Source organism: Autumnicola aciditolerans, assembly GCF_041679265.1.
Classification (GTDB): Bacteria; Bacteroidota; Bacteroidia; order Flavobacteriales; family Flavobacteriaceae; genus Autumnicola.
This window is the reverse complement of record NZ_JBGFSM010000005.1, coordinates 211,462-236,133: the sequence shown is the minus strand read 5'-3', so window position 1 is coordinate 236,133 and position 24,672 is coordinate 211,462. Positions and strand designations below refer to the sequence as shown.

The 24,672-nt window shown below is 37.6% G+C and carries 21 protein-coding genes; 19 read left to right on the top strand and 2 right to left on the bottom strand.

Annotated features, from left to right (window positions below; genetic code table 11):
- Positions 1–54 precede the first annotated feature (54 nt).
- The 17 genes from AB8M93_RS07255 to AB8M93_RS07175 all read left to right on the top strand — a co-directional run bounded on the left by AB8M93_RS07255 (position 55) and on the right by AB8M93_RS07175 (position 18,946).
- Positions 55–1,299 carry a glycosyltransferase family protein gene (locus AB8M93_RS07255; protein WP_373056905.1) on the top strand — a complete coding sequence of 415 codons (1,245 nt, stop codon included), beginning with the start codon at positions 55–57 and terminating at the stop codon, positions 1,297–1,299.
- Positions 1,296–2,453, top strand: coding sequence for a glycosyltransferase (locus tag AB8M93_RS07250; protein WP_373056904.1), 1,158 nt, complete (start codon positions 1,296–1,298; stop codon positions 2,451–2,453). Before AB8M93_RS07255 ends, AB8M93_RS07250 begins: the two co-directional genes overlap by 4 nt.
- Positions 2,446–3,534, top strand: coding sequence for a glycosyltransferase family 2 protein (locus AB8M93_RS07245; RefSeq protein ID WP_373056903.1), 1,089 nt, complete (start codon positions 2,446–2,448; stop codon positions 3,532–3,534). The genes AB8M93_RS07250 and AB8M93_RS07245 overlap by 8 nt, the downstream gene beginning before the upstream one ends.
- Before the next feature lie 7 nt (positions 3,535–3,541).
- A complete protein-coding gene (locus AB8M93_RS07240; RefSeq protein ID WP_373056902.1) occupies positions 3,542–4,180 on the top strand; it encodes a class I SAM-dependent methyltransferase in 639 nt (212 codons plus the stop codon).
- Entirely contained in the window at positions 4,177–5,157 is a 981-nt protein-coding gene (locus AB8M93_RS07235) for a glycosyltransferase family A protein (RefSeq protein WP_373056901.1), read from the top strand. The genes AB8M93_RS07240 and AB8M93_RS07235 overlap by 4 nt, the downstream gene beginning before the upstream one ends.
- On the top strand, positions 5,157–6,314 hold the full coding sequence (locus tag AB8M93_RS07230) for a glycosyltransferase family 4 protein (RefSeq protein WP_373056900.1): 1,158 nt from the start codon (positions 5,157–5,159) through the stop codon (positions 6,312–6,314). The genes AB8M93_RS07235 and AB8M93_RS07230 overlap by 1 nt, the downstream gene beginning before the upstream one ends.
- A gap of 8 nt (positions 6,315–6,322) precedes the next feature.
- The gene (locus tag AB8M93_RS07225; RefSeq protein ID WP_373056899.1) at positions 6,323–7,318 is read left to right on the top strand and encodes an N-acetylneuraminate synthase family protein; all 996 of its coding nucleotides are present in this window, start codon (positions 6,323–6,325) and stop codon (positions 7,316–7,318) included.
- A gap of 206 nt (positions 7,319–7,524) precedes the next feature.
- The gene (locus AB8M93_RS07220; protein ID WP_373056898.1) at positions 7,525–9,060 is read left to right on the top strand and encodes a glycosyltransferase family 2 protein; all 1,536 of its coding nucleotides are present in this window, start codon (positions 7,525–7,527) and stop codon (positions 9,058–9,060) included.
- Positions 9,030–10,097 carry a glycosyltransferase family 2 protein gene (locus tag AB8M93_RS07215; protein WP_373056897.1) on the top strand — a complete coding sequence of 356 codons (1,068 nt, stop codon included), beginning with the start codon at positions 9,030–9,032 and terminating at the stop codon, positions 10,095–10,097. Before AB8M93_RS07220 ends, AB8M93_RS07215 begins: the two co-directional genes overlap by 31 nt.
- A gap of 3 nt (positions 10,098–10,100) precedes the next feature.
- Entirely contained in the window at positions 10,101–11,060 is a 960-nt protein-coding gene (locus AB8M93_RS07210) for a glycosyltransferase (protein WP_373056896.1), read from the top strand.
- A gap of 27 nt (positions 11,061–11,087) precedes the next feature.
- Positions 11,088–11,891 (top strand): class I SAM-dependent methyltransferase, encoded by an 804-nt coding sequence (locus AB8M93_RS07205; RefSeq protein ID WP_373056895.1) that lies wholly within the window; start codon positions 11,088–11,090, stop codon positions 11,889–11,891.
- A complete protein-coding gene (locus AB8M93_RS07200) occupies positions 11,891–13,006 on the top strand; it encodes a glycosyltransferase family 4 protein (RefSeq protein WP_373056894.1) in 1,116 nt (371 codons plus the stop codon). The genes AB8M93_RS07205 and AB8M93_RS07200 overlap by 1 nt, the downstream gene beginning before the upstream one ends.
- A gap of 87 nt (positions 13,007–13,093) precedes the next feature.
- Positions 13,094–14,167, top strand: coding sequence for a glycosyltransferase (locus tag AB8M93_RS07195; protein WP_373056893.1), 1,074 nt, complete (start codon positions 13,094–13,096; stop codon positions 14,165–14,167).
- 3 nt (positions 14,168–14,170) lie between these two features.
- Positions 14,171–15,526, top strand: coding sequence for an O-antigen ligase family protein (locus AB8M93_RS07190; protein WP_373056892.1), 1,356 nt, complete (start codon positions 14,171–14,173; stop codon positions 15,524–15,526).
- A complete protein-coding gene (locus AB8M93_RS07185; protein ID WP_373056891.1) occupies positions 15,483–16,496 on the top strand; it encodes a glycosyltransferase family 4 protein in 1,014 nt (337 codons plus the stop codon). The genes AB8M93_RS07190 and AB8M93_RS07185 overlap by 44 nt, the downstream gene beginning before the upstream one ends.
- An 8-nt stretch (positions 16,497–16,504) precedes the next feature.
- Complete coding sequence (locus AB8M93_RS07180) at positions 16,505–17,515, top strand: glycosyltransferase family 4 protein (RefSeq protein WP_373056890.1); 1,011 nt, start codon at positions 16,505–16,507, stop codon at positions 17,513–17,515.
- A 36-nt stretch (positions 17,516–17,551) separates the two neighbouring features.
- Positions 17,552–18,946 (top strand): sugar transferase, encoded by a 1,395-nt coding sequence (locus AB8M93_RS07175; RefSeq protein WP_373056889.1) that lies wholly within the window; start codon positions 17,552–17,554, stop codon positions 18,944–18,946.
- A 1,069-nt stretch (positions 18,947–20,015) separates the two neighbouring features.
- Here AB8M93_RS07175 and lnt read toward each other — a convergent pair.
- Positions 20,016–21,602, bottom strand: coding sequence for an apolipoprotein N-acyltransferase (gene lnt / locus AB8M93_RS07170; RefSeq protein WP_373056888.1), 1,587 nt, complete (start codon positions 21,600–21,602; stop codon positions 20,016–20,018).
- A 410-nt stretch (positions 21,603–22,012) separates the two neighbouring features.
- Between lnt and AB8M93_RS07165 the strand changes: the two genes are divergently transcribed.
- Together AB8M93_RS07165 and AB8M93_RS07160 are read left to right on the top strand one after the other, a co-directional pair.
- Complete coding sequence (locus tag AB8M93_RS07165; RefSeq protein WP_373056887.1) at positions 22,013–22,777, top strand: CDP-alcohol phosphatidyltransferase family protein; 765 nt, start codon at positions 22,013–22,015, stop codon at positions 22,775–22,777.
- 208 nt (positions 22,778–22,985) lie between these two features.
- Complete coding sequence (locus tag AB8M93_RS07160; RefSeq protein ID WP_373056886.1) at positions 22,986–23,582, top strand: hypothetical protein; 597 nt, start codon at positions 22,986–22,988, stop codon at positions 23,580–23,582.
- Between the two features lie 176 nt (positions 23,583–23,758).
- Here AB8M93_RS07160 and lptB read toward each other — a convergent pair whose 3' ends face one another.
- Entirely contained in the window at positions 23,759–24,499 is a 741-nt protein-coding gene (gene lptB, locus AB8M93_RS07155; RefSeq protein WP_373056885.1) for an LPS export ABC transporter ATP-binding protein, read from the bottom strand.
- Positions 24,500–24,672: the final 173 nt, after the last annotated feature.

The following is a 24,672-nucleotide window of genomic DNA, read 5'->3' as shown; positions in this document are numbered from 1 at the left end:
AAAAGAGTAGTCTGAGTTAGGTGGATAATATTAGTTTTACACAAATTTTATTTCTTGGAAAAAATACTTGTTATAGCAGAATCTATAAATGTAGAGGATAGTAGTGGCTCCAAGGCAAATGTGGCCCTTATTAAAAATCTGCACCAAGCCGGATTTGAGCTAATGGTATATCACTATACCCGCCAGGAGATAAAGTTAACTGATATTCCATGTTTTGCCATAAAGGAAAATAGAAGAAGTTTAAATTTCTTTTTAAGCCGAATAGAAAGAAGGCTGCGCAAAGATCTGAAAATTGATTTACACTGCTTATTAGAAAATTTATTTGGTTTCTCCTTTACGCTTTTAAACGACAGGGACAGTATTGCTGAAAGTATCCGGGAAATTGAAGGTTTTATTCCTCATTATATCCTTACTTTGAGTAAAGGAGGTAGTTTTAGACCACATCAGGCATTATTAAAAATTCCTGAGTTACATAGTAAATGGATTGCATACATGCATGATCCTTATCCCATGCATCTATATCCTCCTCCTTTTGCCTGGGTGGAACCAGGACAATTTAAAAAATGGCAATTTGTAAAAGAGATTTCTGAAAGGGCCGCATTTTCGGCTTTTCCTTCAGAACTTTTAATGAAATGGATGGGAAGTTACTTCTCGGAATTTTTAAGATCTGGGATTATAATTCCGCATCAAATTTCAAATCAAAAAAACAGGGAGGTAGAGTTGCCGGAATTTTTTGATTCTTCTAAATTTAATATTTTGCATGCAGGGACCTTATTGGAACCTCGCGATCCCGAACCTTTAGTTAAATCATTTCTCATATTTCTAAAAAAATATCCTTCAGCTTCAAATAAAGTAAACCTCATTTTTGCCGGTAACAGTTCTGTACACGAAATATTTTTGAAAAAAATATCCTCAAATAATGAAAATATCCATTTTTTTCCGAAAGGATTGCCTTTTGTTCAGGTGCAAAAAATGCAGGAACTATCTTCAGTAAATGTGATCCTAGAAGCAAAATCGGACATAAGTCCATTTTTGCCAGGAAAATTTCCACATTGTGTTAAGGCTGATAGACCTATTCTGTTATTAGGACCTGACTTGAGTGAATCTAAAAGACTATTAGGAGATGATTATACCTATTGGTCCAGAGTAGAGGATCAGGAACGAATCACAAATCTTTTGGAAAAATTATATCTTTTGTGGAAAGGATCTCCGAAAAATATGAAACTCAATAGAAAGGACTTGGAGAAATATCTATCCTCTGCATATTTGAAAAAAGCGATTCAAAATTTAAGTAGATGAAAATATTGATGGTTTCCATGTTTGCTAATCATTTTTTCAATTGGGTGGATCAACTCAAGGCTTCTCATCATGAAGTGCTTTGGATAGATGTATTTGATAATGGTAAAAAAGTAGAAAAAATAGAATGGGTTCAACAAACCGTAAATTGGAAAAGAAAATTTGACTATCCAGGCAGACAGTTTTTAAAAAAGAATTTTAATTATGCTTATAACGTTTTAAGTGAAATATTTGAAAAGAAACTTGCGGAAATTTTTGAAGAAAAGTTGGTTGAGTTTAAACCTGATGTAGTACAAAGTTTCGTTTTATTTTCTGCCTGTGCCCCAATTCTTAATGTTATGAAGAAGTATCCTGAAGTAAGATGGATTTATTCTGCTTGGGGAAATGATCTATATTATTTTCAGAATGAAATAGCATATTTAAAGGATATTAAAAATGTTCTGCCATACGTAGATTATATGTTTGCTGATTGTAAAAGAGATTATCATATCGCCTTGAAATATAGTTTTCAAGGAGAGTTTCTTGGGGATTTCCCTGGGGGAGGCGGGTACGAGCTTGATAAAAATAAAAAGCTTCTGATGCCTAAAGAAAGAAATGCTATTCTTGTTAAGGGCTATCAGGATTTATTTGGTGAATGTATTCCCGTTCTAAAGGTACTTCAGAATTTACGGGAAAAACTTGATAGTTTTGAAATTATAATTTTTGGAGCAGATTCCCAGGTAGTAGTCTATGCAGAAGAATCCGGTATGACAAACTGGTCTAATTTTGCTATTTTCGGGAATATTGGTAGAAGAGAAGTCATGGACCTCATGGAGCGATCTAGAATATACATTGGCAACAGTATTTCAGATGGAATGCCTAATACATTGCTGGAAGCAATAATTTCAGGTGCTTTTCCAATCCAGTCCAATCCTGGTGGAGCTACCGCTGAGATTATTGAGGATAGATTGAATGGCTTCTTAATAGAAGATCCTTTGGATCTGGAATCAATATCTGACTTAATAATAAGAAGCCTGGGAGATATAGAAGTTCTTAATAGGGCTTACAGTTACAATCAGGAAAAAATAAGGCCTAAGCTTGAAAGAAGCTATGTTAAGAAGAAAGTTCTTGAGAAATATAATAAAGTGGAAAGCGAGGTAATTTCAATAAATGGATAAAAAACTCAGTATTATATATGCTTTTCGAGACAGGGATTTAGAGAGGGTAAAGCTTTCATTAGATTCTCTTCATAAGCAGTACCTTCAGAATTTTGAAGTTATTTTTGTAGATTATGGAAGTGAAGAATCTATCTCTACTCAGGTTGAGTATATACTTAAAGAATTTGATTTTTGCTGTTATTTTTATCTTCATACCTCACAAAAATTATGGAATAAGAGTAGGGCTCTGAATTTCGGAATAAAAAATTCCACTACTAATAATATTTTTATTGCAGATATAGATTTGCTCTTTTCTTCACAAGCAACATCATATTTGGAAGATAAAATTTCTTCAGATACTTTTTATCTGTTTAGAATGGCTTATTTGAACCGAAAAAATTCAAAGAAAGTTTACGAAATTAAAGATTTTGATTTGCTTAAACATGACAGAACTGGAGATGTAAACGGAATGATTCTCGCTCCTAAGGATGCTTTTTATAAAGTTTCTGGCTATGATGAGTTTTTTCATTTCTATGGCGCTGAGGATGTCGATCTTTATGCACGAATTAGAAATGCTGGATATCATGAGATTAAATTAAAAGATATATACTTTTATCATAATTGGCATCAATCTTTTCAAAATTCAGAGCAGAAGGCACTAACATTTAATCCTAGGCTAAAAAATGCTATGAGAATAAATCAACAGCATTATTTTAATAACTTAAGAAATAATATTATAAAACCTGTTTCTCAATCGTTCTGGGGGAACGCTTTTGAAAAGCAGGAAGCTGATGAATTAAATTTTCCTGAAGCTATAGTACATCTTGAAAACATCGCCGCTGTAGTTGAACATTTTATGAATGAAGGAATCAAATACTATAAGAATAAGATCCTACAGGTTCAGGTTTCTGAAGCAGATTATTTTAGTAGTTTGAAACATATAGTAAAAAAAAGAATAGGAAAACAATCTCAGATTTATATTTCTCTTAAGGAGGTCAGCGATATTATTTTAAAAAAGATCATTTTTGAATATAGGGACTATAATTACTCCTATGAAGTTACCCCCGACCTAAAAACGATAGTTTTTAAGATCAAACTATAAATTAATAATGCCCACAATTAGCATTTTTAAAAAGATATATTTTTTCTCTCGTAATCAAATTAAAAGCGGGTTGGAGCGAATTCGTACGATTAACAGAAGAAAAAAAACCATAGCTCTTAGAAATTTAGGTCATAGCGATTTAAAACGATGGGAAAATTTGCAAGAGCTTGATGCAAGTTGGGATGAGAGAACCTTTATGATGGCATCTTTAATAGAACCAAATTCAAAAGTAATTGAATTTGGTGCGGGAAAGATGAGCCTAAAATCAAGACTTCCTGAAAATTGTACTTATCAGGCTTCAGATTTAATTGCACGTCATCCGGGAGTTATTGAGTGTGATTTGAATCAAAATATACAAATTGATCTAAGTAAATATAATACCGCAGTTTTTAGTGGGGTACTGGAATATGTTTACGATATAGAAAAAGTGATTTTAAAAATGTCTTATCATATTGAAAACATTGTGCTTTCTTATGCCTGTAGCGATATTTCCAATGCGCCAAGATTAGACAGGGGCTGGCTTAGTGATTATCCAAAAAAAGAACTTGAAAAAATGTTCGATAAATATAATTATAAGATTCTGGAATATAAAGAATGGCGTAACCAATCTATTTTTAGTTTGCAATCCAAGCTTGATAAAAAATGAGAAGCGGCTCTAACCCTCAGAAAAAAACTAAAAAACTTCACCTTACTATACAACATCGCGTTGTTGTAGTTACTTATATTCCAAAACTTCAAGGATATTACGCTAATTCCTTAGAAGTTTTAAAAATGTGCTTAGATTCGTTAATAAAAGCAAACGATAATACTTACAAAATTACCGTTGTAAATAATGGCTCTTGCAAAGCAGTTTTTGAATTGTTGCATTCTTATGCGCATCAAGATATTGATACAATAATACATCATAGAACTAATATTGGTAAAATAGATGCTGTTATTGGAGCAGCCAGAGGTTCCAGGGAAGATTATATCACTTTGTCTGATTCAGACATTCTCTTCACAATAGGTTGGAATCGAGCAACTATGCAGGTTTTTAAAGCCTTCAAAAATGTTGGTTCTGTTTCTCCAATTCCCTTTAGACATGGTTTATATTATGGCACGAGTTCTACATTGGGAAAAATCTTATTTAGAAAAGTAAAGTACTATTATAAGCCAATTCCAGAGAATTACGAGGAACATAATAAATATTTGACCAGTATAAACTGGAATAATGAAAAAGATAATAATATAAACTGGCCATTTATTGAATCCAATTCAGTAAAAGCTATCGTAGGAAGTGGCCATCAGGTATTAACTTTAAAAAGAGGAATTCTTTTTGAAACTGTTCCTTTTAATCCGTCATTAACTTTAGTTGGTGGGGATTCGGAATATAGATATATAGATGAACCAATCGATAAAGCCGGATTAATGAGACTAGGGACTTATAACAATTATGCATACCACATGGGGAATGAAGTGGAAGAATGGATGTATGAAAAGCTGGAAAATGAAATTGGCCTTAATGCCGATTACAATTACGGAGATTCTTTATTTAATTTCAGGAAAACAAATGAAAATGATAGCAAAGTCTATAAATTAAAAAAATATCTTCTAAAGAAGGCTTTTAAAATTTTCTATCGCTAATGAATAGAATTCTTATAACAGGTCCATTTGAAGATAAGGGCGGTAGAGAACTTGAAGCTGGCTTTATTGCAAGTGAATTAAAAAAAGAGTTTGCTGTTCAGGTATTCTCAACAGCTAACCTTTCCCGCGAGTCTCAATTATACAGTTTTGATGACAACTTAAAAGTTGATACACTTAAACAATTTATATGGCAAAAGTATTGGCTTCTCAGGCCATTCACTTTTGTAAGTTATATTAGAAACCGAAAAAAAAATCCAATTTACTATTATGTAAATAACAGGTTTACTTCTAGTTTAATTAAAAAAAATGAAAAGAAGGTATTAGACAATATTATAAAAGATTATGATCTTGTATTGATTTTTGCTCATCTTCATACCTTACGAACAAGGGAAATTATCGAAATCGCATATGCTTATAATATTCCTATTTTATTTAGAACTACAGGAGAGATTAAAGAAGGACTAAATTTGGCACATCTTAAAAAAGTAAGCATTTATATTCATCATTCTTATAAAAATGCAAATAAGCTGCATCATTCTTTAATTGATAATAATTTTACTATCATCGATCAGACTGCCATGAATGAAGAAGAACTACTTAAAATTAAAATGCAGACTACTAAGCCAAAAAATTTTACCGTTTTAGCACGGCTAAGTCCAGAGAAGAATATCATTAATTTAATTCGTTTTTTTACAAAATTTAGTTTCCCAGATGATAAATTGACAATAGTTGGAGAAGGACCACTATTGCCAGAAATTATTCAACTTACCGCTAATTATAAAAACATTATTATAACGGGAGCGATTGATAATAGTAAAATATCAAAAGTTTATAAAGAATCCGATTGCATCATTATCCCCTCCATTACAGAAGCAGGTCCTTTGGTAGGAATTGAAGCAATGGCTGCAGGAAAACTTATTTTAAGTACCGAAGTTGGAGCAATGAAAGAAAGATTGAAAACAACTTATAATAATTTTTGGTTCCAAGCAGATAATGAAAAATCTTTTGGAATTGAGTATAAAAAAATAAAGATCCTTGAAACGAATGAATTATTAAGGATTAGGGAAAGGAACAGAAAGGTTTATCTAGAAAACTATTCTAAACAGAAAATTATTGATAAGTACATAGCAGAAGTAAAAAGGAATATAAACGAATAGATTTTTAAATGTTCATCATAGCCGAAATAGCACAGGCCCATGAGGGAAGTCTGGGAATGGCCTTTTCTTATATAGATGCCCTGGCAAAAACAGGAGTAGATGCTGTAAAGTTTCAGGTACATATCGCTGAAGCGGAAAGTAGCGAACATGAACCTTTCAGAGTAAAGTTCTCCTCTCAGGATAAAACACGTTTTGATTACTGGAAAAGAATGGAATTTTCTCACAAGGAATGGCTGCTTCTTAAAGAGCATTGCGATAAGAAAGGAGTGGAGTTTTTGGCCTCTCCTTTTAGCAACGCGGCGGTGGAACTGTTGGAAAGGATAAGAGTGAAGCGGTATAAAATAGGTTCAGGGGAAGTAAATAACTTTCTGTTACTGGAAAAAATTGCCAGAACTGGAAAGCCGGTAATTCTATCTTCCGGAATGAGTTCTTTTAAGGAGCTGAATGAAACCGTAGATTTTTTAAAAGAAAGGAATGTTGAATATTCCATTTTACAATGTACCACGGCCTATCCAACCGCCGCAGAGGAGTATGGTTTAAATGAGATTAGTGAATTAAAGGACAGGTATAAAGTTACTGTGGGATTTTCAGATCATTCTGCAAAGCCGGAAACCTGCATTGCTGCTGCTGCTTTAGGCGCAGAAATCCTGGAATTCCACGCGGTTTTTGACCGGAGAAGTTTTGGCCCCGATGCCGCTTCTTCTTTAGAAATTAAAGAGATCAGGCAACTGGTGTCAGCTGTTAGAAATATTGAAACAGCTTTAAATAATCCTGTTAACAAAAATGACAATTCAGGGTTTGATGATCTTAAAAAGATTTTTGAAAAATCCCTGGCGATAAATAAAGATCTAAAGGCAGGGCATGTACTCAGTTTTGAAGACCTGGAAGCGAAAAAGCCAAAAGGATTTGGTATGGAAGCAGCGAGGTTCAGGGAAGTGATCGGGAAAAAACTTAAACAGGATTTGGCACAGTGGAATTTTTTGAACTGGGATGATTTGGAGTGAATACGTCTTTGCGAGGCCGATAGTCCGTCGCACTTGTTCATGACGCGTCTTTGCGAGGACGGCAGTCCGAAGCAAACTCATGCGGCGTCCTCCGAGCATGATGATGCCTTCTGCACGTGGGATTGCTTCGCTTCGTTTCACTCCGCTCGCAATGGCGGAGTACTATTTTAAAAAATACTACTTTTGGAAAAATCCTAATTACCCCAATGATTCTTCTTATCCATAAAAAAGGGAAAAAACTTCTACATGTTCTTAAAGAAGGCCAGGAACTGGAGCTCGCCGCATCCGGATTGGTGGATGCTTTCTGGAAAGTTGCCCAAAGATTTCCTGAGGAAGTTGTAGGCTGGTGCGGAGAAGAATTTCACGATCAGGTAAGTGCAGATGAGTGGAACAGCATATTTTATCACCAGCGTATAATGGCTTCTTACGCGGTAAGAAACATATACATTTCAGAAGACATCGGGTACATAGATCAGCTGCCCTTTATCAATATCAACAGGGCAGTCAGGTTTCCCAGCTGGCGCATGAGTACTGATGTTGGGGGCATTTACGGCAAGGCATTGCTCTGTTTTAAAGAGCTTTTTAATGGAATTGAAGATTTTGGTTATCTGCTAAATTCGATCGCGAAACTGGGGCAGCAAAACAGTTTGTTTTGTTATTCGGAGCCTGCGCTAACAACTATCAAGTCTGTTAATTCTCCGGTTTGTACTACTTCGGATAAGGAATTGTATAAATTTATCAGTCAGCATTATAACAGCATTTGGATATATGTTCTCCTATTCTGCCATCTTTGGTATGAAAAAAGATTTCCCCTCCTGGCATTTTTAAAAGCTTTAAACAAACCTAAATTTTTCCGGCAGAATATAGCACTGGAAAAAATTTCTATCTCAGCAGGAGAAAATTCCGCTTCAAAAGAAATTGATGTTATTATTCCCACAATAGGCAGAAAGGAGCATCTTTTTAATGTGCTGAAAGATTTGGAGGAGCAGGTATTGCTTCCAAAAAAGGTAATTGTGGTGGAACAAAACCCTGAAGAGCATGCAACCTCAGAACTAAACTTTTTAGAAGGAAGAGAATGGCCTTTTCAAATCATTCATCATTTTACCCACCAGACTGGTGCCTGTAATGCCAGGAATATAGCTTTAAAAGAAGTAAAATCTGACTGGATTTTTTTTGCTGATGATGATATTCGCCTGGAACCTGAACTTCTAAAAAAATCTCTCAAAGAATTACAACGCTTAAATATTTCCTGCTTAAATATAAACTGCAGACAGGAAGGGGAAGAAACTGTTTTTTCTAAAATAAAACAATGGGGGAGCTTTGGCTCAGGAACAAGCATTGTAAAAACCTGCTTTGCAGAAAAATGCCGTTTTCCGCTCTTATATGAACAGGCTTATGGGGAAGATTCCGATTTTGGTATGCAACTAAGAAACCTTGGATGTGATATTATTTATCATCCAGATCTTGCAATTTTACACCTGAAAGCTAAAGTTGGCGGATTAAGAACCAAGGTGAAAAAAGAATGGGAGGCTCAGGAGCCTCTGCCAAAGCCATCCCCTACAGTAATGGCTTTTGCTCTAAAATATAATACCCCTGAACAAATAAAAGGCTTTAAAACATCATTACTGCTTAAATTTTATAGAAATCAGGAGATCAAAAATCCGTTTACCTATATACGATCTATGAACCTTAGGTGGAAAAAAAGTAAAGAATGGGCGCATCAGATACTACAGGAAAAATAAATAATACTACTTCCGAAGCTAGAAATAATCTGGATAGAGCATTTAGTCTTATTATCTGTACCGCACAACGACCGTTGTCGCTTCAAAAACTTTTGAAATCCATAGAAAAGCAAAGCATTCTGCCTCCACAAATCCTTATTATTGATGGCTCTGAAAATGAAGCCACTGAAAAAATTCTCTTTAATTTTTCTTTGGAAGGCCTGGAATATTATAAAGTAGATAAAAAAAATAAAGGCCTAACCCGGCAACGGAATTTTGGGGTAGGTAAGTTGAAAAAAGAGACAAAAATTGTCTTCTTTCTTGATGATGATACCATATTGTCTACTTTCTATTTTGAAGAGGTGCTCAAAACTTATCGCAGTTATCCTGATGCTGTAGGGGTTGGGGGCTATATTACCAATGAGGTGGAATGGAAAAAAGTTTCTGAGGAGTATGTTGTTAAAAAAGGGGAATTTCAATATGATTCCTGGGTTCGAAGAGAAGGCTCCAGGTTTGTGCTTAGAAGAAAGTGCGGACTTGCCCCGGATGTCCCTCCCGGAATGATGCCCGACTTTTCTCATGGTTATTCCATTGGATTTTTGCCGCCAAGCGGAAAAGTTTATGAGATAGAAATGATGATGGGCGGTATTGCCAGTTATAAAAAAGAGCTATTTGATAAAATTTCCTTTTCTTCCTATTTTGAGGGCTACGGGCTCTATGAAGACGCCGATTTTTCCCTGAGAGCTTCTAAAATTGGCAAACTATATGTTAATACAGCCGCAAAAGTAGAGCATCACCATGCACCAGAAGGGCGGCCAGATATGGTTAAATATGGGAAGATGGTAGTCACAAACGGCTGGTATGTATGGAGGATAAAGAATCCCAATCCTTCTATTAAAGCTAGCTGGAAATGGATTTTTACTAACTGTTTACTCATGGGAATCCGTGTAAAAAATGAAGTTATAGATGGGGAAAAAGGAGCTCTAAAGGATGCCATGGGTAGATTAAGCGCCTTGATGAATCTTATCTTCCAAAGGCCCGAGAAACCAAAAACTTAATAAATGATAGAGATATTGAACATTCCCAATTATTATTCATCCTATTATTTATATGGTTTTTTTAAGAATTTCCGGGTGCGATTTATTAATGAAAAGGAATTTCAGAAATTTCATAATAAACCAGTTTTGATTTTTCGGTGGAACACTAAAATGGGTGTTATAGATAATGATGATCCGCAGCAGGTAAATGAAGAACTATATAAACTGGCCGATATTTACTTTGCTACCAACAAACTTCTTGAGAATGACTCCTATCAACGGCATAAGGTAGTAGCTCTTTATCCGCATTACCCTATAAATTGTCTTTCAGCCTATCTGCAGATATTTAAGTTAAACTGGTTTAAATATGTCAATTTAAAAGCAGTACTTCAGCAGATAAATACTCTTAGGCAGAGGCCACTTTACCGGAACTTCAACTTTAGAGAAAATCATGGTAATTTTGTTTTTTTTGCTTCACGGCTTTGGAAAAAAGAATCAGAAACTAACCTTATAAGGGCAAAATTTATAAGAGCCTGTAAAGAAAATGAAAAAATTGACTTTGAAGGAGGCTTTATGGCAAGATCTGATGGAGAAACCTATGACTATGAAGGAGAATTGAGTAGTAAGTATTATGGACCTAAAAAGTTTTCGAAATTAAGTGCAATGTCATTGTTTAGCCTAAACAATCCTGCTGTTTGTGGAGCCGTAAGCTGGAGGCTTGCTGAATATTTTAATAAAGGCATTTTAGTATTAGCCTATCCCTTTAAGATAGAATTACCAACAATTCCGGAACATGAGAAAGAAATATATTATGTTTCTGATACTAAAGATTTTCCGGCGCTTATAGATAAGGCTTTGAAGGATCCTGCCTGGAGGAATTTGCTGGCAAAGCAGGGAAAAACTTATTTTGATAAGTATTGCACACCTTCAGCTCAAATAAATTATATCTTGCAGAATATGAACAATCTTCAGCAAAATAGTTGAGCTGAAGTGATATTATACCACTTTTGAATGTCGGGAGAAGCTGAACTTAATAAGAAGCAAAAGGAGTTTTACGAAACTTTTCGGAAGAATCGTGCAACCAAAATTTGGTATACGTTTAGGAATGGGATGTTGCGCAGGATGCGGAAAGATTTTGGTGTAGAAAATCAAATTTACAAACTACATCGTGAATGGCTGGGAGATTTGTCAAATAAAAAGGTTCTGGATTTAGGTTGTTATGCAGGCAATTCTCTGTCCTATTATTTAGCTGAAAATTCAAGAGAATATCTGGGGATTGACTTGAGTGAAAGAGGGATTGCACAGTTAAAAAAAAGAATTTCCAAAGTGCCTGGTGCGAGGGCTGTAGCGATAGATTTCCTATCTGAAGAATTTGAAGAAAGGGATTTTGATCTAATTTATGCCTACGGTGTACTCCATCATTTTCGGGATACAGATAAACTCATTTTACGTATAAAGGAAAAATTAAAAATTGGAGGAGAAATCATTAGTTATGATCCCCTGCAGACGAGTCTGCCAATTAAGATATTAAGGAGTCTCTACAGGCCTTTCCAATCAGACAGGGCATGGGAATGGCCGTTTTCCAGGAAAGTATACTACAAATATCAGCAAGCATTTCAAATTTTGGAAAGAAGAGCGGTATTTGGTAAATCTAAGTGGCTGGTACTTGTGAATTTACTTCCTTTAAGCAATCAAAAAAAACAAGAGGTTGGGCAGCAGTGGCATCGGCATGATTGGAAATTATCCTTAAATAATGATGCTGTTATGTTTAGTTGCATGCATCTTACTATGCGTATGAAATATAACTCCAGATAATGCGCTTCACGATTTTTTCACATGTGGAACATCTAAAAAGCGGCGATGAATATTTTGCTTATGAACCCTATGTAAGGGAAATGAATATCTGGCTTAAATATGTAGATGAGGTGGAAATCGTGGCTCCTTTAAAGCTAAAAAAGAAGCCTAAAATTGAAATTTCTTATCAACATTCAAGCCTGCACTTTACCCGGGTGGCTTTAATAAATTTTTTATCCCTGCCCAATGCTTTTATCTCTTTTCTGAAACTTCCTTTGTTATGTTTTAAGATTTTTAAAGCCATGTCCCGGGCAGACCATATTCATATACGTTGCCCCGGGAATATTGGATTGCTCGCTTGTATGGTGCAGGTATTTTTTCCGAAGAAACCAAAAACCGCAAAGTATGCCGGGAACTGGGACCCTAATGCAAAACAACCACGAAGCTATAAATTTCAAAAGTGGATTCTGAATAATACTTTTCTTACCCGCAATATTCAGGTTCTGGTGTATGGAACATGGGCAGGGCAATCTGCAAATATCGTTTCTTTTTTTACAGCCTCTTTTTCTGAGACGGAAAAGAAAGATTTTAAAAAGGATTTTTCAGTTCCCCATAAATTCGTTTTCGTGGGAACCTTATCTGAAGGGAAAAGGCCTTTATTTGCCAGCCGGATTATTCAAGAATTATATAATACAGGAAAGCAGGTAGAACTGGACATTTACGGAGATGGTGTTTTAAAAGAATCATTAGCGCAGTATATAGCTTCAGGTAAATTAGCGCGGGTAGTAAAACTTCACGGCAACAGGCCGTTAAATGAAATTAAAGAAGCCTATCAAAAATCACATTTTATTATCTTACCCTCCCGGAGCGAAGGCTGGCCGAAAGCCTTGGCAGAAGGGATGTTCTACGGCTGCATTCCCATAGCGACTCCTGTTTCCTGCATTCCATGGATGCTGGATTACGGAAAACGCGGGATTTTAATCGGGGAAGAACTAAAATCTGCGGTAAGCATAGTGAAAAGCCACATAGAAAGTAAAGAGAAATTAAAATCTGTTTCGGCTGCTGCCAGGATTTGGTCTCAGGAATATACTTTAGAAAAATTTGAAACCGAGATAAAAAGAATTTTGGAAACGTGAAGACGGTTTTTAATTTTCCTTAAACCTTAAACCTTAAACCTTAAACCTTAAACCTTAAACCTTAAACCTTAAACCTTAAACCTTACATTGCGTGTACTTCAACTTATAGACTCCTTAAGGCCCGGTGGTGCAGAGCGTATGGCGGTGACCTATGCGAACTCGCTTTGTAGTAGCGAAATTGCCTCCTATTTGTGCTGTACCCGAATGGAAGGAAGCCTTTTGGAAGATCTGGATGCCAGGGTAAATTATCTTTATTTAAAGAAGAAGAATACCTTAGACTTTCCCGCATTTTTAAGACTGAAGAAATTTGTGGATAAAGAGAAAATACAAATGGTTCACGCGCATAGCAGCTCTTTTTTTTTAGCAGGATTACTAAAAATGGCCGGTTGTAATATAAAACTGGTATGGCATGATCATTATGGAGAGAGTGAGTATCTGCGGGAACGCAATTATAAAACACTTCAAATATTTTCTCATCTGTTTGACGGGATCATTTCAGTAAATACCTCTTTGAAAAACTGGGCATTAGAATATCTTCATTGCTCTAATGTTATTGAATTAAATAATTTTCCAGGGATTATTGCTATAAAAAATTCCGAAGTGGAAATAATGGGAAGCGCTGATGATTTCCGGATCTTATGTGTGGCGAATTTGAGGCCTCAAAAGGATCATGTAAACCTTATTGAAGCTTTTGAGAATGTTGCGGAAAACATTCCCGCAAGCCTTCATTTGGTAGGTGCCGATCCTAAAACAGAATATTCTTCTGAAATTTTAACAAGAATAAAAGAATCGCGCTACTATCAAAAAATCTATTACTACAAAAGTTTAAGCGATGTTTATTCTATTATGAAGCAGTCTGATCTTGGGGTATTATCCTCTAAGTCTGAAGGCTTGCCCGTAAGTCTACTGGAATATGGGTTTTGTGGATTGCCTGTAATCTCCACTAATGTTGGGAACTGTGGGAAAGTAATTGGAGAAAATGGTATTTTGGTCCCTCCGGAAAATAAGAAAAAACTTACCGAAGCTATCCTGGAGTATTATCACAATGAAAAGAGAAGAAAAGGCGATGCCGAAAAGTTTAATACCTTCGTGAAAAGTAATTATAGTGCAGAGGTGGTACTTCCAAAATTAACGGGATTTTACAAATACCTTCTTAAATAAACTATGGGTAAGGACTTAAATGAGCTATATATTAAACTTTTGCTGCTGCATGCGGTTATGGCTTTTGCCATTTATCTGTATAGGCCCATTTCTCCTTTACTGATGCTCGGGGTGCTGGGATATTTTACTTTTATTACCATTCAAAACGAGAACAGGAACAATGAAGCCTTAATGGGCGCAGCGTATATTGCGGGAGCTGAGGTTTACTTCCGGATGACCGATGGTATGGTTTTTTACGAAACCGGGAAATATATGGTAATCATTTTTCTGGTGATTGGGATGTTTTTTAAGGGGACATCCTCTAAAACAGTACCATATTGGACATACTTATTAATACTCCTGCCGGGGGTGATCATTGCTTCTTTAAACTGGGGCTACGAATTTAGTTTCAGGAAACAGGTGGCCTTTAACTTAAGTGGGCCGGTGTGTCTTGGAGTGACTGCCCTTTACTGCTATTATAAAAAGATAAATAAACTGGATTTCCAGAAGGTAATTTTGATGTTGCTTTTACCTGTAATTTCGCAGATGATCTACCTTTTTCTATATACTCCCAGCCTTAGGGAAGGCCTCATTAGTATGTCCGGCAACTATGCGGCTACCGGAGGGTATGGGCCAAACCAGATCTCCACAGTGATGGGATTGGGGGCATTCCTGTTGGTAATAAGATTATTTACCATTAAGCATAAGCTTATAAATATTTTAGATTTAATACTCTTAGGGTTAATGGGCTACAGGGCAGTGATCACTTTCTCAAGGGGAGGAGTTTTTACGGCAATAATATGTGTAAGTCTATTTTTATTTTTTTTCTACTATAAACAGGATCGTAGAGAACAGGCTAGAATAAATATAAAAATTTTTACCATTGCGGCTTCTTTTCTTATAATTTGGATTGTTTCTTCTATAAATACCTTTGGGCTAATCGGGAACCGATATATGAACCGTAATGCCGCGGGAGAATTAAAAGCAGATATTACTACAGGCCGGGCAGAACTGGTGGAAACCGAATTACATGCTTTTTATAATCATCCGGTATTGGGAATAGGAGCGGGCAGGGGAAGGCAATACAGGGAAGAAACTTTGGGGGTTGAAATTGCTTCTCATAACGAAATCAGCCGGCTTTTATCTGAACATGGTTTGTTAGGTGTATTTGCTTTATTGATACTTATCTTTGTTCCTGTTGTTTTTTGGTTTAAATTTAAAAACAATTATTATTTCATGGCTTTTGTAGCCTTTTGGTTTCTTACGATAAACCATTCCGCTATGCGAATCGCTTTGCCTGGCTTTGTTTACGGGCTTGCACTATTATATATTGTAGATGACAAAAAGGATCCTGTACATAGGAAACGACTTACAGCTTAACAGCTTTACTGCTACTTATATTTCTTTTTTGAGCAAAATGCTGGAAAGGGAGGGCTATGAGGTGAAAACCGCTTCCACCCGTAGCAACAAAGGTTTGCGTCTGGTAGAAATGCTCGCTATGGTGGCCAGGCATCATAAAAAGACCGATGTGGTGCTTATTGATACCTACGGGGCTATGAACTTTTACTATGCCTATCTCGTGGGTAAAACCTGTGATCACTATAATTTGGATTATGTCCCTATTCTTCACGGTGGAAACCTGCCGGAGCGGCTCCATGATTCCGAATCTTATAGCCGCAAACTTTTTGGAAACGCCAAAGTAAACGTGGCGCCTTCCCATTTTTTATATGATATTTTTAAAAATAAGGGTTTCAATAATATTAAAATTGTTCCCAATGCCATCCAGCTGGAAAACTATCCTTTTAAAGAACGGAAGGAATTTCGCCCCCGGCTGTTATGGGTAAGGCGTTTTCAGAAAAGATATAATCCCCTGCTGGCCTTAAAAGTGCTGGTGCAGTTGTTTCGCACTTATCCCGATGCCGAGCTTTGCATGGTGGGGCCAGATAAAGACGGGAGCATGCAAACCTGCAAATCTTACGTGCGTAAGCATAAACTGCCGGTGCGTTTTACCGGAAAACTTAAGAAAGAGGAATGGGCACAACTTTCTACAGATTATGACTTTTTTATTAACACCACCACTATAGATAATACCCCTATAAGCGTGATAGAAGCAATGAGCCTGGGACTGGCCGTGGTTTCCACCAATGTAGGAGGTATGCCTATGCTTATAGACCATGAAAAGGATGGGATACTGGTGCCTGATAATGATAAGGATGCCATGGCCGGTGAAATTTCCAAACTTATAGAAGCTCCAAAGGAAACGGCAGAGATGACCAAAAAAGCAAGGGCCAAAGTGGAAAATTTTGATTGGGAAAAAGTGAAACCGGAATGGAACCGGGTACTTAATTAAAAGCTTCTGTGAAGCAGCTTATCTACATTGGTAATAAACTGGAAAAAAAAGGTGCCTCTCCCACGACCATAGATGTACTTATCCCATTATTAGAAAATGAAGGTTATCAGGTAAGGGCAGCGTCTTCTTTTAGAAATAAAAGTATCCGCTTATTGCACATGTTACTAACGCTTGCCCGCGCGGGTGGGAAAACTGATTATGTTTTAATTGATACTTACAGCACGCAAAATTTCTGGTATGCCATTTTGTGCGGAAAAATATGTAGGCTGCTAAAGCTGAAATATATTCCCATTTTGCACGGGGGAAATCTGCCGCAAAGGCTTCGGGAAAATAAGAAAATTAGCAGGAAGTTCTTTAAAAATGCCTTTGTAAACGTTGCTCCTTCCCAATTTTTACTGAAAAAGTTTGGACAAAGCGGGATTAAGAATTTAAAGTATATCCCTAATCCCCTGCAACTAGCTAAATATGAATTCCGGTTGCGCAAGGAATTGCAGCCAAAAATACTATGGGTTCGTTCTTTTGCAGAAATCTATAACCCGATAATGGCGGTTAAGATCCTTGAAATGCTCTTGCTGGAATACCCTCAAGCCAGTTTGTGTATGGTAGGCGGTGCAAAAGATGAAACCTTTAATAGGTGCAGAAGTTATGCAGAAAGGCATAATTTACCGGTTCATTTTACCGGAAAGCTAGAAAAAAAAGAATGGATAAGGCTTGCAGCAGAATATAGTATTTTTTTAAATACCTCTGCTATAGACAACACCCCCGTAAGCGTGATAGAAGCCATGGCCCTGGGGCTACCGGTAATCTCCACAAGAGTTGGGGGCATGCCTTATTTAATAAAAAACGGGCAGGAGGGGATCCTTTTTGATAAAGAGGAACCGGAGGCGGCAGCAAAAGCGATCCGTTTTTTATTGAAAAGCCCGCAGCAGGCAGAAACACTGGCAGAGGCAGCCCGAAGTAAAGTTGAAAAATTCGACTGGGAAATAGTTAAGCAGGATTGGTTGCAGGTACTTAACTGAAATTTTTATATTAGGCCCGGGACTGAAATAGTAAATATGTCTGATAAACCATTAGTTCATTTTGAAATTTCCGAACGCAGGATCCTTCTGCGGTTATTTGACAATATCATAGTTTTACTTACCCTCAGCATCGTAGGGATCATCTTTCAATTTGATTATTTCCGGATAGATTCCCAGTATTGGATCTGGACACTGGTCCTGGTTATTTTCCTGAATTTCTTTGCGACCGTTTTCGAACTTTATGATCTTCAGAAGGCCAGCAGGATAGAAAGCGTGCTTAAAAATGTGATCTTAACCACTTCCACTACCGTTTTATTCTACATGCTTACCCCGTTTTATACGCCAAGCCTGCCGGAAAACCGCCTGCAGATCCTGTTCTTTTTTCTTTCTATTGCCCTGGCTTTGCTAATGTGGAGGCTGGCGTACATCAATTTGATCTCTACCCCCAGGTTTTATAAAAGGGTTTTGGTGGTGGGAGATTCCTTTGATATCAAACTGATTGTGGAAGCCCTTCAAAAAACCGATCCTAATTACCATATTGTGGGATTTATCAATACAGATAACCAGGTTAAAGCCGGGCTCGATACGCATCATCTAAAAGAATTTCATGTAGATGAACTTCCTGGTATTATTTCTGAAAACCATATTAGTGAAATTGTAGTCGCCAGCGCGTATCGTAAAGGCCTCATGCTTCCACTTTATAACAAGTTGTATGAACTGCTCACCACAGGTTTTCCTATTAAGGATTATACGCAGGTTTATGAAGAATTAACGCAGCGGATTCCGGTTGAAAATGTAGATAAAGATTTTTACCGGTATTTCCCTTTTAGCCGAAATCATTCCAACAAGTTCTATACCCTGGTGTTTCGGTTTTTTGATATCCTTATTTCAATAGCAGGAATCACATTTGGATTGCTGCTTCTCCCATTTATTCTTGTGGGGAATATGCTGGCGAACCGGGGCAGGTTATTTTATTCGCAGGAAAGAGTGGGAAAACACGGTTATATTTTTAAAATTTTAAAATTGAGGACCATGAGGCATGATGCGGAACATAGCGGCCCCCAATATGCCCAGAAAAATGATTACCGTATTACCGCCTTCGGCAAGTTTTTAAGGAGAGCCAGGTTAGATGAAATTCCGCAGTTCTATAATGTGCTGAAAGGGGATATGAGCATTATAGGCCCAAGGCCGGAACGCCCTGTTTTTGTAAAAGAATTGTCTCAAATAATTCCTTTTTATGAAACCAGGCATGTGATAAAACCCGGATTAACAGGTTGGGCGCAGGTAATGGCTAATTACGGCACCTCCCATACCGATAGCCTGGAAAAACTTCAGTACGATCTTTACTATATTAAACACCGCGGACTTTTCCTGGACCTTAATATTCTGCTGAAAACCTGCAGTACGGTTTTGTTCTTTAGAGGACAATAATTGGAAGTTTGAAGTTGGAAGTTGGAAGTTAGAAAAGTGAATAGTGAATAGTGAAAGGTGGGAAGTTGAAAAATTTGTGAGTTGTGTGTTATTGGTTAGGAGCCTATGATTTAGAATTCACCCTCAAAATGGATTCTGTGCTAATCTGCATGGTCTGCGGGGAAATAAGTGAAAAGTGAATAGTGAATAGTGAATAGTGAAAAGTGGGAGTTGAAAAAGTTATGAGTTGTGTGTTATGGGTTAGGAGCCTATATTTAGAATTCACCCTCAAATTGGATTCTGTGCTAATCTGCATGGTCTGCGGGGAAATAAGTGAAAGGTGAATAGTGAAAAGCGAAAAGTGAATAGTGAAAAGTGGGAAGTTGAAAAAGTTATGAGTTGTCTGTTATCGGTTTGGAGCCTATATTTAGAATTCACCCTTAAAATGGATTCTGCGCTAATCTGGATGGTTTGCGGGGAAATAAGTGAAAAGTGAAAAGCGAAAAGTGAATAGTGAATAGTGAAAGGTGAATAGTGGGAGTTGAAAAAGTTATGAGTTGTGTGTTATTGGTTTGGAGCCTACGATTTAGAATTCAGCCTCAAAATAGATTCTGCGCTAATCTGCGTGGTTTGCGGGGAAATAAGTGAAGAGTGAAGAGTGAAAAGTGAATAGTGAATAGTGAAAAGTGGGAGTTGAAAAAGTTATGAGTTGTCTGTTATCGGTTGGGAGCATATGATTTAGAATTTACCCTCAAAATAGATTCTGCGCTAATCTGCGTGGTTTGCGGGGAAATAAGTGAAGAGTGAAAAGTGAATAGTGAATAGTGAAAAGTGGGAATTTGAAAAATTTGTGAGTTGTGTGTTATGGGTTAGGAGCCTATGATTTATAATTCACCCTCAAAATAGATTCTGCGCTAATCTGCGTGGTTTGCGGGGAAATATTGAAAAACAATAAACAATAAACAATTATCAATTATCAGATGAATAAATACCATTGAACTTACAATCTCCAATCTCCAATCTCCAATCTCCAATCTCCAATCTCCAATCTCCAGTCTCTAGTCTCCAGTCTAACGACTACAGGCTACCACTAGCGTTTTCTCCTGTACTTAACCATAGCGAACAGGAAGATGAACAAAGCGAGAAATTGAGCGATCCTGGCGATATAATTACCATATTTTACATAAAAAGTTTGCTCATCATTCAGGACAATTTCCTGCTTTAGGCTTCCCCTTTTTTCATAACCCAGGCTTTTTTCTATATCCCCCAATGGGTTAATAAAAGCAGAGATCCCCGTGTTTGCACTTCTTACCACAGCTTTTCTGGTCTCAATTGCCCTTAGCCTGGCGTAACTAAGATGCTGCTTATGCCCCTGCGTATCGCCCCACCAGGCATCATTAGTGATAATGGTAAGAAATTGGGCGCCATTGCGAACATATCCCGTTACATATTCTCCGTAAACCGATTCATAGCAGATGATAGGAGCAGTAAATGCGCCATTATCCAGCTGAAAAACTTCCCGCTCCGGCTGGGTGGTTTTCATGGCTACGGTTCCGCCCAGGTCTATCATGATATCTCCTAAAATTGGCCTTAAAAGGCTTTGATAGGGGAAATTCTCCACGCCAACCACAAGTTTGGATTTATGATAAAGCTGCGCCGGCTTAAGATTGCTGATTAAAAATGCCGAATTATAGTCATCATACCAGTCATTAACCCCAATCTGGTTGCTTTGAGGTTTTACCAGCGCAGGGTCACTAAAGCGCTGGTAAAAGGAAATTCCGCCAAGAAAGCTGAGGTTATTATGTTTTCTAACCAGCTGCCTTCCAAAAAAAGCAGCTTCAGAATTTTCAAATTCCGATAAAACCGTGCCATCGGCAAAAACGGTTTCCGGGGCAACAACTAATGCGGTAGAATCAGATACCTTTTCCCGGCTCAAATCCATCAGCAGTTCTCCAATGCGGGTATCGGTGGTATTATATTTTTCCGTGTAAGGGTTGATGTTAGGCTGCAAGATTACCGCCTCCATCTTTTTGGCCGGCATCTCATAGTTGTATCTTATCAAATAAGAAAGCGCTATTGGAACTGCCAAAATTAGCAGCAGTTTTACCACTCCACGGTAAATAATCGCTTTGTCTTTATATTCCTTATAAAGAAGCAGGGCTTTAAAAACAGCAATATTGGCCAGCCAGACCCAGAGCGTGCCGCCAAAAGTACCCGTATATTCATACCACTGAATAAGATTGTGATATTCAGAAAATCCGTTGCCCAGGTTAAGCCATGGCCAGGAAAAATCCCAGTTGAGGTGGATTTGCTCAAAAACCATCCAGAAACTGGCCAGGAAGGTGGCAGATGCCGAGAAACCTGTGCGTTTGGCAACAAGGTGATAGATTAGAAAAACTATGCTCATCAACAGGGAATTGGCGAGAATCGCAAAAGCACCGCCAAAAGGCGTGGAAAAATAGATCCAGTAAGTGGTAATAAGGTTCCAGATAAAAAATGTAAGATAAGCCGCCCCAAAGACTTTCAATTTTACCCAATTTTTAGAAAAATTCCTGATTTGAAATTCGGCGAAAAGCAGCGGTATAAAGGCTACAAAGAGTAAAAAAGGGAAACCGTAAGTAGGCCAGCCCAGGGCAAGGAGCAGTCCGCTTAAAACCGCGTAAGCAATTTGTTTCATTTTGAAATTTTACAAATAAATCAGGAAAAAGACGACAATTGTATTGCCGACACTTCAAAAATAGGAAACTAAATTTATAAGCGTAAGGTTAAAAGTTAAAATAGTGAAGAGTGAAAAGTGAAGAGTGGAAAGTGAAATTAATTACATTAAAAGATGAAAAATCTATAATCTGTAGGGAAAATGCTCCCCTACTTTCTAAGGAGGGCCCGCCTGAATGACCCCGTCGGGCAGGGTGGCCGTAGGCCGGGGTGGTTGTTTGGAAGTTTGAGATTAGAAAGTAGAAGTGGGAATTAAAAAGTTAGAAGTGAAATGAAAAGTTGAAAATTTCCAACTTCAAACCTCGTACTTCTCACCTCGTACTTCCAACTTCATATTTATTCTTACTTTAGTATCTTCATATAAAAATTAATATGGCCATAAAGAAGCATATCCCAAATCTCATCACTCTGTTAAACCTTTTAAGCGGAAGCATTGCCGTATTATTTGCCGTGCAGGGGCACCTGATAATGGCAGCCGCCTTTGTGGCACTTGGAATATTTTTTGATTTTTTTGACGGACTCGCAGCGCGTGCCCTGGATGTTAAAAGCGAGGTGGGGCTGCAGCTGGATTCCCTTGCAGATGCCGTTACCAGCGGGGTAGTGCCGGGAATTGTAATGTACCAGATGCTGAACAAGGCATTACCTGGCCCATCACACGAAATTTCTACGGAATGGACTGCCGATAGTTCTTTTTTGGAATGGGATTTCAATAATATTGCCCTCCTTGGATTATTAATTACTTTGGCATCAGCCTACCGGTTGGCAAAATTTAATGTAGATGACCGGCAGACAGATTCTTTTATTGGCCTTCCTACTCCTGCCAATGCTTTACTTATCCTTAGTTTGCCATTGATCCTCACTTACCAGCCGGGAGAATTTGTTTCTTCTTTTATTTTAAATGAATGGTTTCTGATTGGCCTAACGCTGTTGAGCTGTTATTTCTTAAATGCTGAAATAAAATTGTTCGCCCTGAAGTTTTCAGACTGGTCTTTTCAGAATAATAAATTGAGGTATTTATTTATTCTCTTATGTCTGGTGCTGGTGATCTTACTGCAATTTGCGGCAATTCCAGTTATTATTGTAAGTTACGTCCTGCTCTCGCTGATCTTTGGAGATCAGAAGGCTGCAATTGCTTAAGCCAGGCTTTTTCTATTCATGAAGAAATTTTGCGATAAAATTTAGATTGTCATATATAATTTCTGAACATATAACAGCCAGTTTTACTGCATTGGGATTGACCTATAAATCAAAAGCTTAGGGACTCTTAGGAAATTATGGTTGACAGTTTAACACCTGATTTTGAGGAATCTTTGTAAATTAAGGCTTATTTGAAAAGGTCTTAGTTATGAAAAAATTAATACTTCTTGTTTTTGTTTTAGGGAAGTTGGCTGCTTTTGCACAAAATGAAATCTTGCCTGCAGAAGTCCAGATAAAGACGGCAGTGATGGCGGCACCCGAAATGTTTCGCGATGGTGCTAAAGTTTTGGGTTATAATGAAGATGGGGAACTGGTGACTTTGCGGCAGGGAACCAATGAGATAATCTGCATTGCAGACGATCCAGACAAGGGCGGGATAAGTGTGGCGTGTTATGGCATAGCATTAGAACCTTTTATGGCACGTGGGCGGGAATTGGCTGCCGAAGGCAAAAACCTGAATGAAAAACGGGATACCAGGAAAAACGAAATTGATTCGGGAAAACTAAAAATGCCCTCTGAACCAGCCATGTTATACGTTTTTTCAGGACAGGAAAAAGACTATAATCGTGAAACCGGCGAACTCAAGAACGGCTTTATGCGCTATGTGCTTTATAAGCCGTACATGACGGCAGAAAGTACCGGCCTGCCAACTACACCACAAGCTCCCGGCATGCCATGGTTAATGGATGCCAACACCCATAGATCCCATATCATGATCACGCCGGTTGAACCTGAAAAGCAATAACTTTATGATTATTGTTGCTAAATGTGTAATGGAATATGGGAGATCTCAATTTAAGGATTCCACAGGCAAGGCCAGAAGTTTTCAATTTTCTATAGAATTTAAGCCTTTTTCGGCCTCTTTTAAGTGTTTTAATTTTCCCAGATTTATTGGCCAGAAAACCACCTTGAAGAAAATTTCTATTCAAAAATTTTCTTTTTCCGAAGTTCGAAGTTTTTGCCCAGATAAACTTTTCTCACCATTTCATCTTCAGCCAGTTCTTCAGGTTGCCCGTGTTTAAGGATAGAACCTTCAAACATAAGGTAGGTGCGGTCTGTAATTGCCAGGGTTTCCTGTACGTTATGATCGGTAATAAGGATACCGATATTTTTATTTTTTAGCTGTGCTACAATCCGCTGAATATCTTCCACCGCTACAGGATCCACTCCTGCAAAGGGTTCATCTAAAAGAATAAATTTAGGATCTGTGGCCAGAGCACGGGCAATTTCTGTTCTACGGCGTTCCCCGCCGCTTAAAAGGTCTCCGCGGTTTTTCCGGATATGGTTTAAGCCGAATTCCTCAATTAGCGATTCCATTTTAAGCTGCCGTTCTTTTTTGGAAAGGCTGGTAAGTTCCAGCACGCTCATAATATTGTCTTCAATGCTAAGTTTCCTGAATACCGAAGCCTCCTGCGCAAGATAGCCAATGCCGTTTTGCGCGCGTTTGTACATTGGGTATTTGGTAATATTCACTTTATCCAGGATAATGTCTCCGCTGTTGGGTTTAATTAAGCCCACAATCATATAGAAAGAAGTGGTTTTACCGGCTCCGTTTGGGCCAAGTAATCCTACAATTTCTCCCTGGTTTACTTCAAGGGAGATTCCTTTTACAACAGATCTGCCTTTATAGGTCTTAATAAGATTATCAGCGCGTAATTTCATTTTGTTTATTTAATGCCGGTGCTTGGTTGTATTTTCTGGGAAACCGGTAGATTTCTATCCGTTTCTTTCCAGATATAAGCAAGGTTTAACGGTTTTTTATTCACTGTAGCAAAAATTCCTCCAAACTTTTTCAAAACTTTCCCCTTGTCCATCTTAATTTATATAAATTAAAC

Excerpts from the sequence above, each read along its gene's own strand:
- AB8M93_RS07200 (WP_373056894.1), top strand. The coding sequence starts at position 11,891 with ATGCGCTTCACGATTTTTTCACATGTGGAACATCTAAAAAGCGGCGAT.
- AB8M93_RS07220 (WP_373056898.1), top strand. The coding sequence starts at position 7,525 with ATGATTCTTCTTATCCATAAAAAAGGGAAAAAACTTCTACATGTTCTT.
- AB8M93_RS07250 (WP_373056904.1), top strand. The coding sequence starts at position 1,296 with ATGAAAATATTGATGGTTTCCATGTTTGCTAATCATTTTTTCAATTGG.
- AB8M93_RS07235 (WP_373056901.1), top strand. The coding sequence starts at position 4,177 with ATGAGAAGCGGCTCTAACCCTCAGAAAAAAACTAAAAAACTTCACCTT.
- AB8M93_RS07190 (WP_373056892.1), top strand. The coding sequence starts at position 14,171 with ATGGGTAAGGACTTAAATGAGCTATATATTAAACTTTTGCTGCTGCAT.
- AB8M93_RS07240 (WP_373056902.1), top strand. The coding sequence starts at position 3,542 with ATGCCCACAATTAGCATTTTTAAAAAGATATATTTTTTCTCTCGTAAT.
- AB8M93_RS07165 (WP_373056887.1), top strand. The coding sequence starts at position 22,013 with ATGGCCATAAAGAAGCATATCCCAAATCTCATCACTCTGTTAAACCTT.
- AB8M93_RS07175 (WP_373056889.1), top strand. The coding sequence starts at position 17,552 with ATGTCTGATAAACCATTAGTTCATTTTGAAATTTCCGAACGCAGGATC.
- AB8M93_RS07245 (WP_373056903.1), top strand. The coding sequence starts at position 2,446 with ATGGATAAAAAACTCAGTATTATATATGCTTTTCGAGACAGGGATTTA.
- AB8M93_RS07185 (WP_373056891.1), top strand. The coding sequence starts at position 15,483 with ATGACAAAAAGGATCCTGTACATAGGAAACGACTTACAGCTTAACAGC.
- AB8M93_RS07215 (WP_373056897.1), top strand. The coding sequence starts at position 9,030 with ATGGGCGCATCAGATACTACAGGAAAAATAAATAATACTACTTCCGAA.
- AB8M93_RS07205 (WP_373056895.1), top strand. The coding sequence starts at position 11,088 with ATGTCGGGAGAAGCTGAACTTAATAAGAAGCAAAAGGAGTTTTACGAA.
- lnt (WP_373056888.1), bottom strand. The coding sequence starts at position 21,602 with ATGAAACAAATTGCTTACGCGGTTTTAAGCGGACTGCTCCTTGCCCTG.
- AB8M93_RS07225 (WP_373056899.1), top strand. The coding sequence starts at position 6,323 with ATGTTCATCATAGCCGAAATAGCACAGGCCCATGAGGGAAGTCTGGGA.
- AB8M93_RS07160 (WP_373056886.1), top strand. The coding sequence starts at position 22,986 with ATGAAAAAATTAATACTTCTTGTTTTTGTTTTAGGGAAGTTGGCTGCT.
- AB8M93_RS07230 (WP_373056900.1), top strand. The coding sequence starts at position 5,157 with ATGAATAGAATTCTTATAACAGGTCCATTTGAAGATAAGGGCGGTAGA.
- lptB (WP_373056885.1), bottom strand. The coding sequence starts at position 24,499 with ATGAAATTACGCGCTGATAATCTTATTAAGACCTATAAAGGCAGATCT.
- AB8M93_RS07210 (WP_373056896.1), top strand. The coding sequence starts at position 10,101 with ATGATAGAGATATTGAACATTCCCAATTATTATTCATCCTATTATTTA.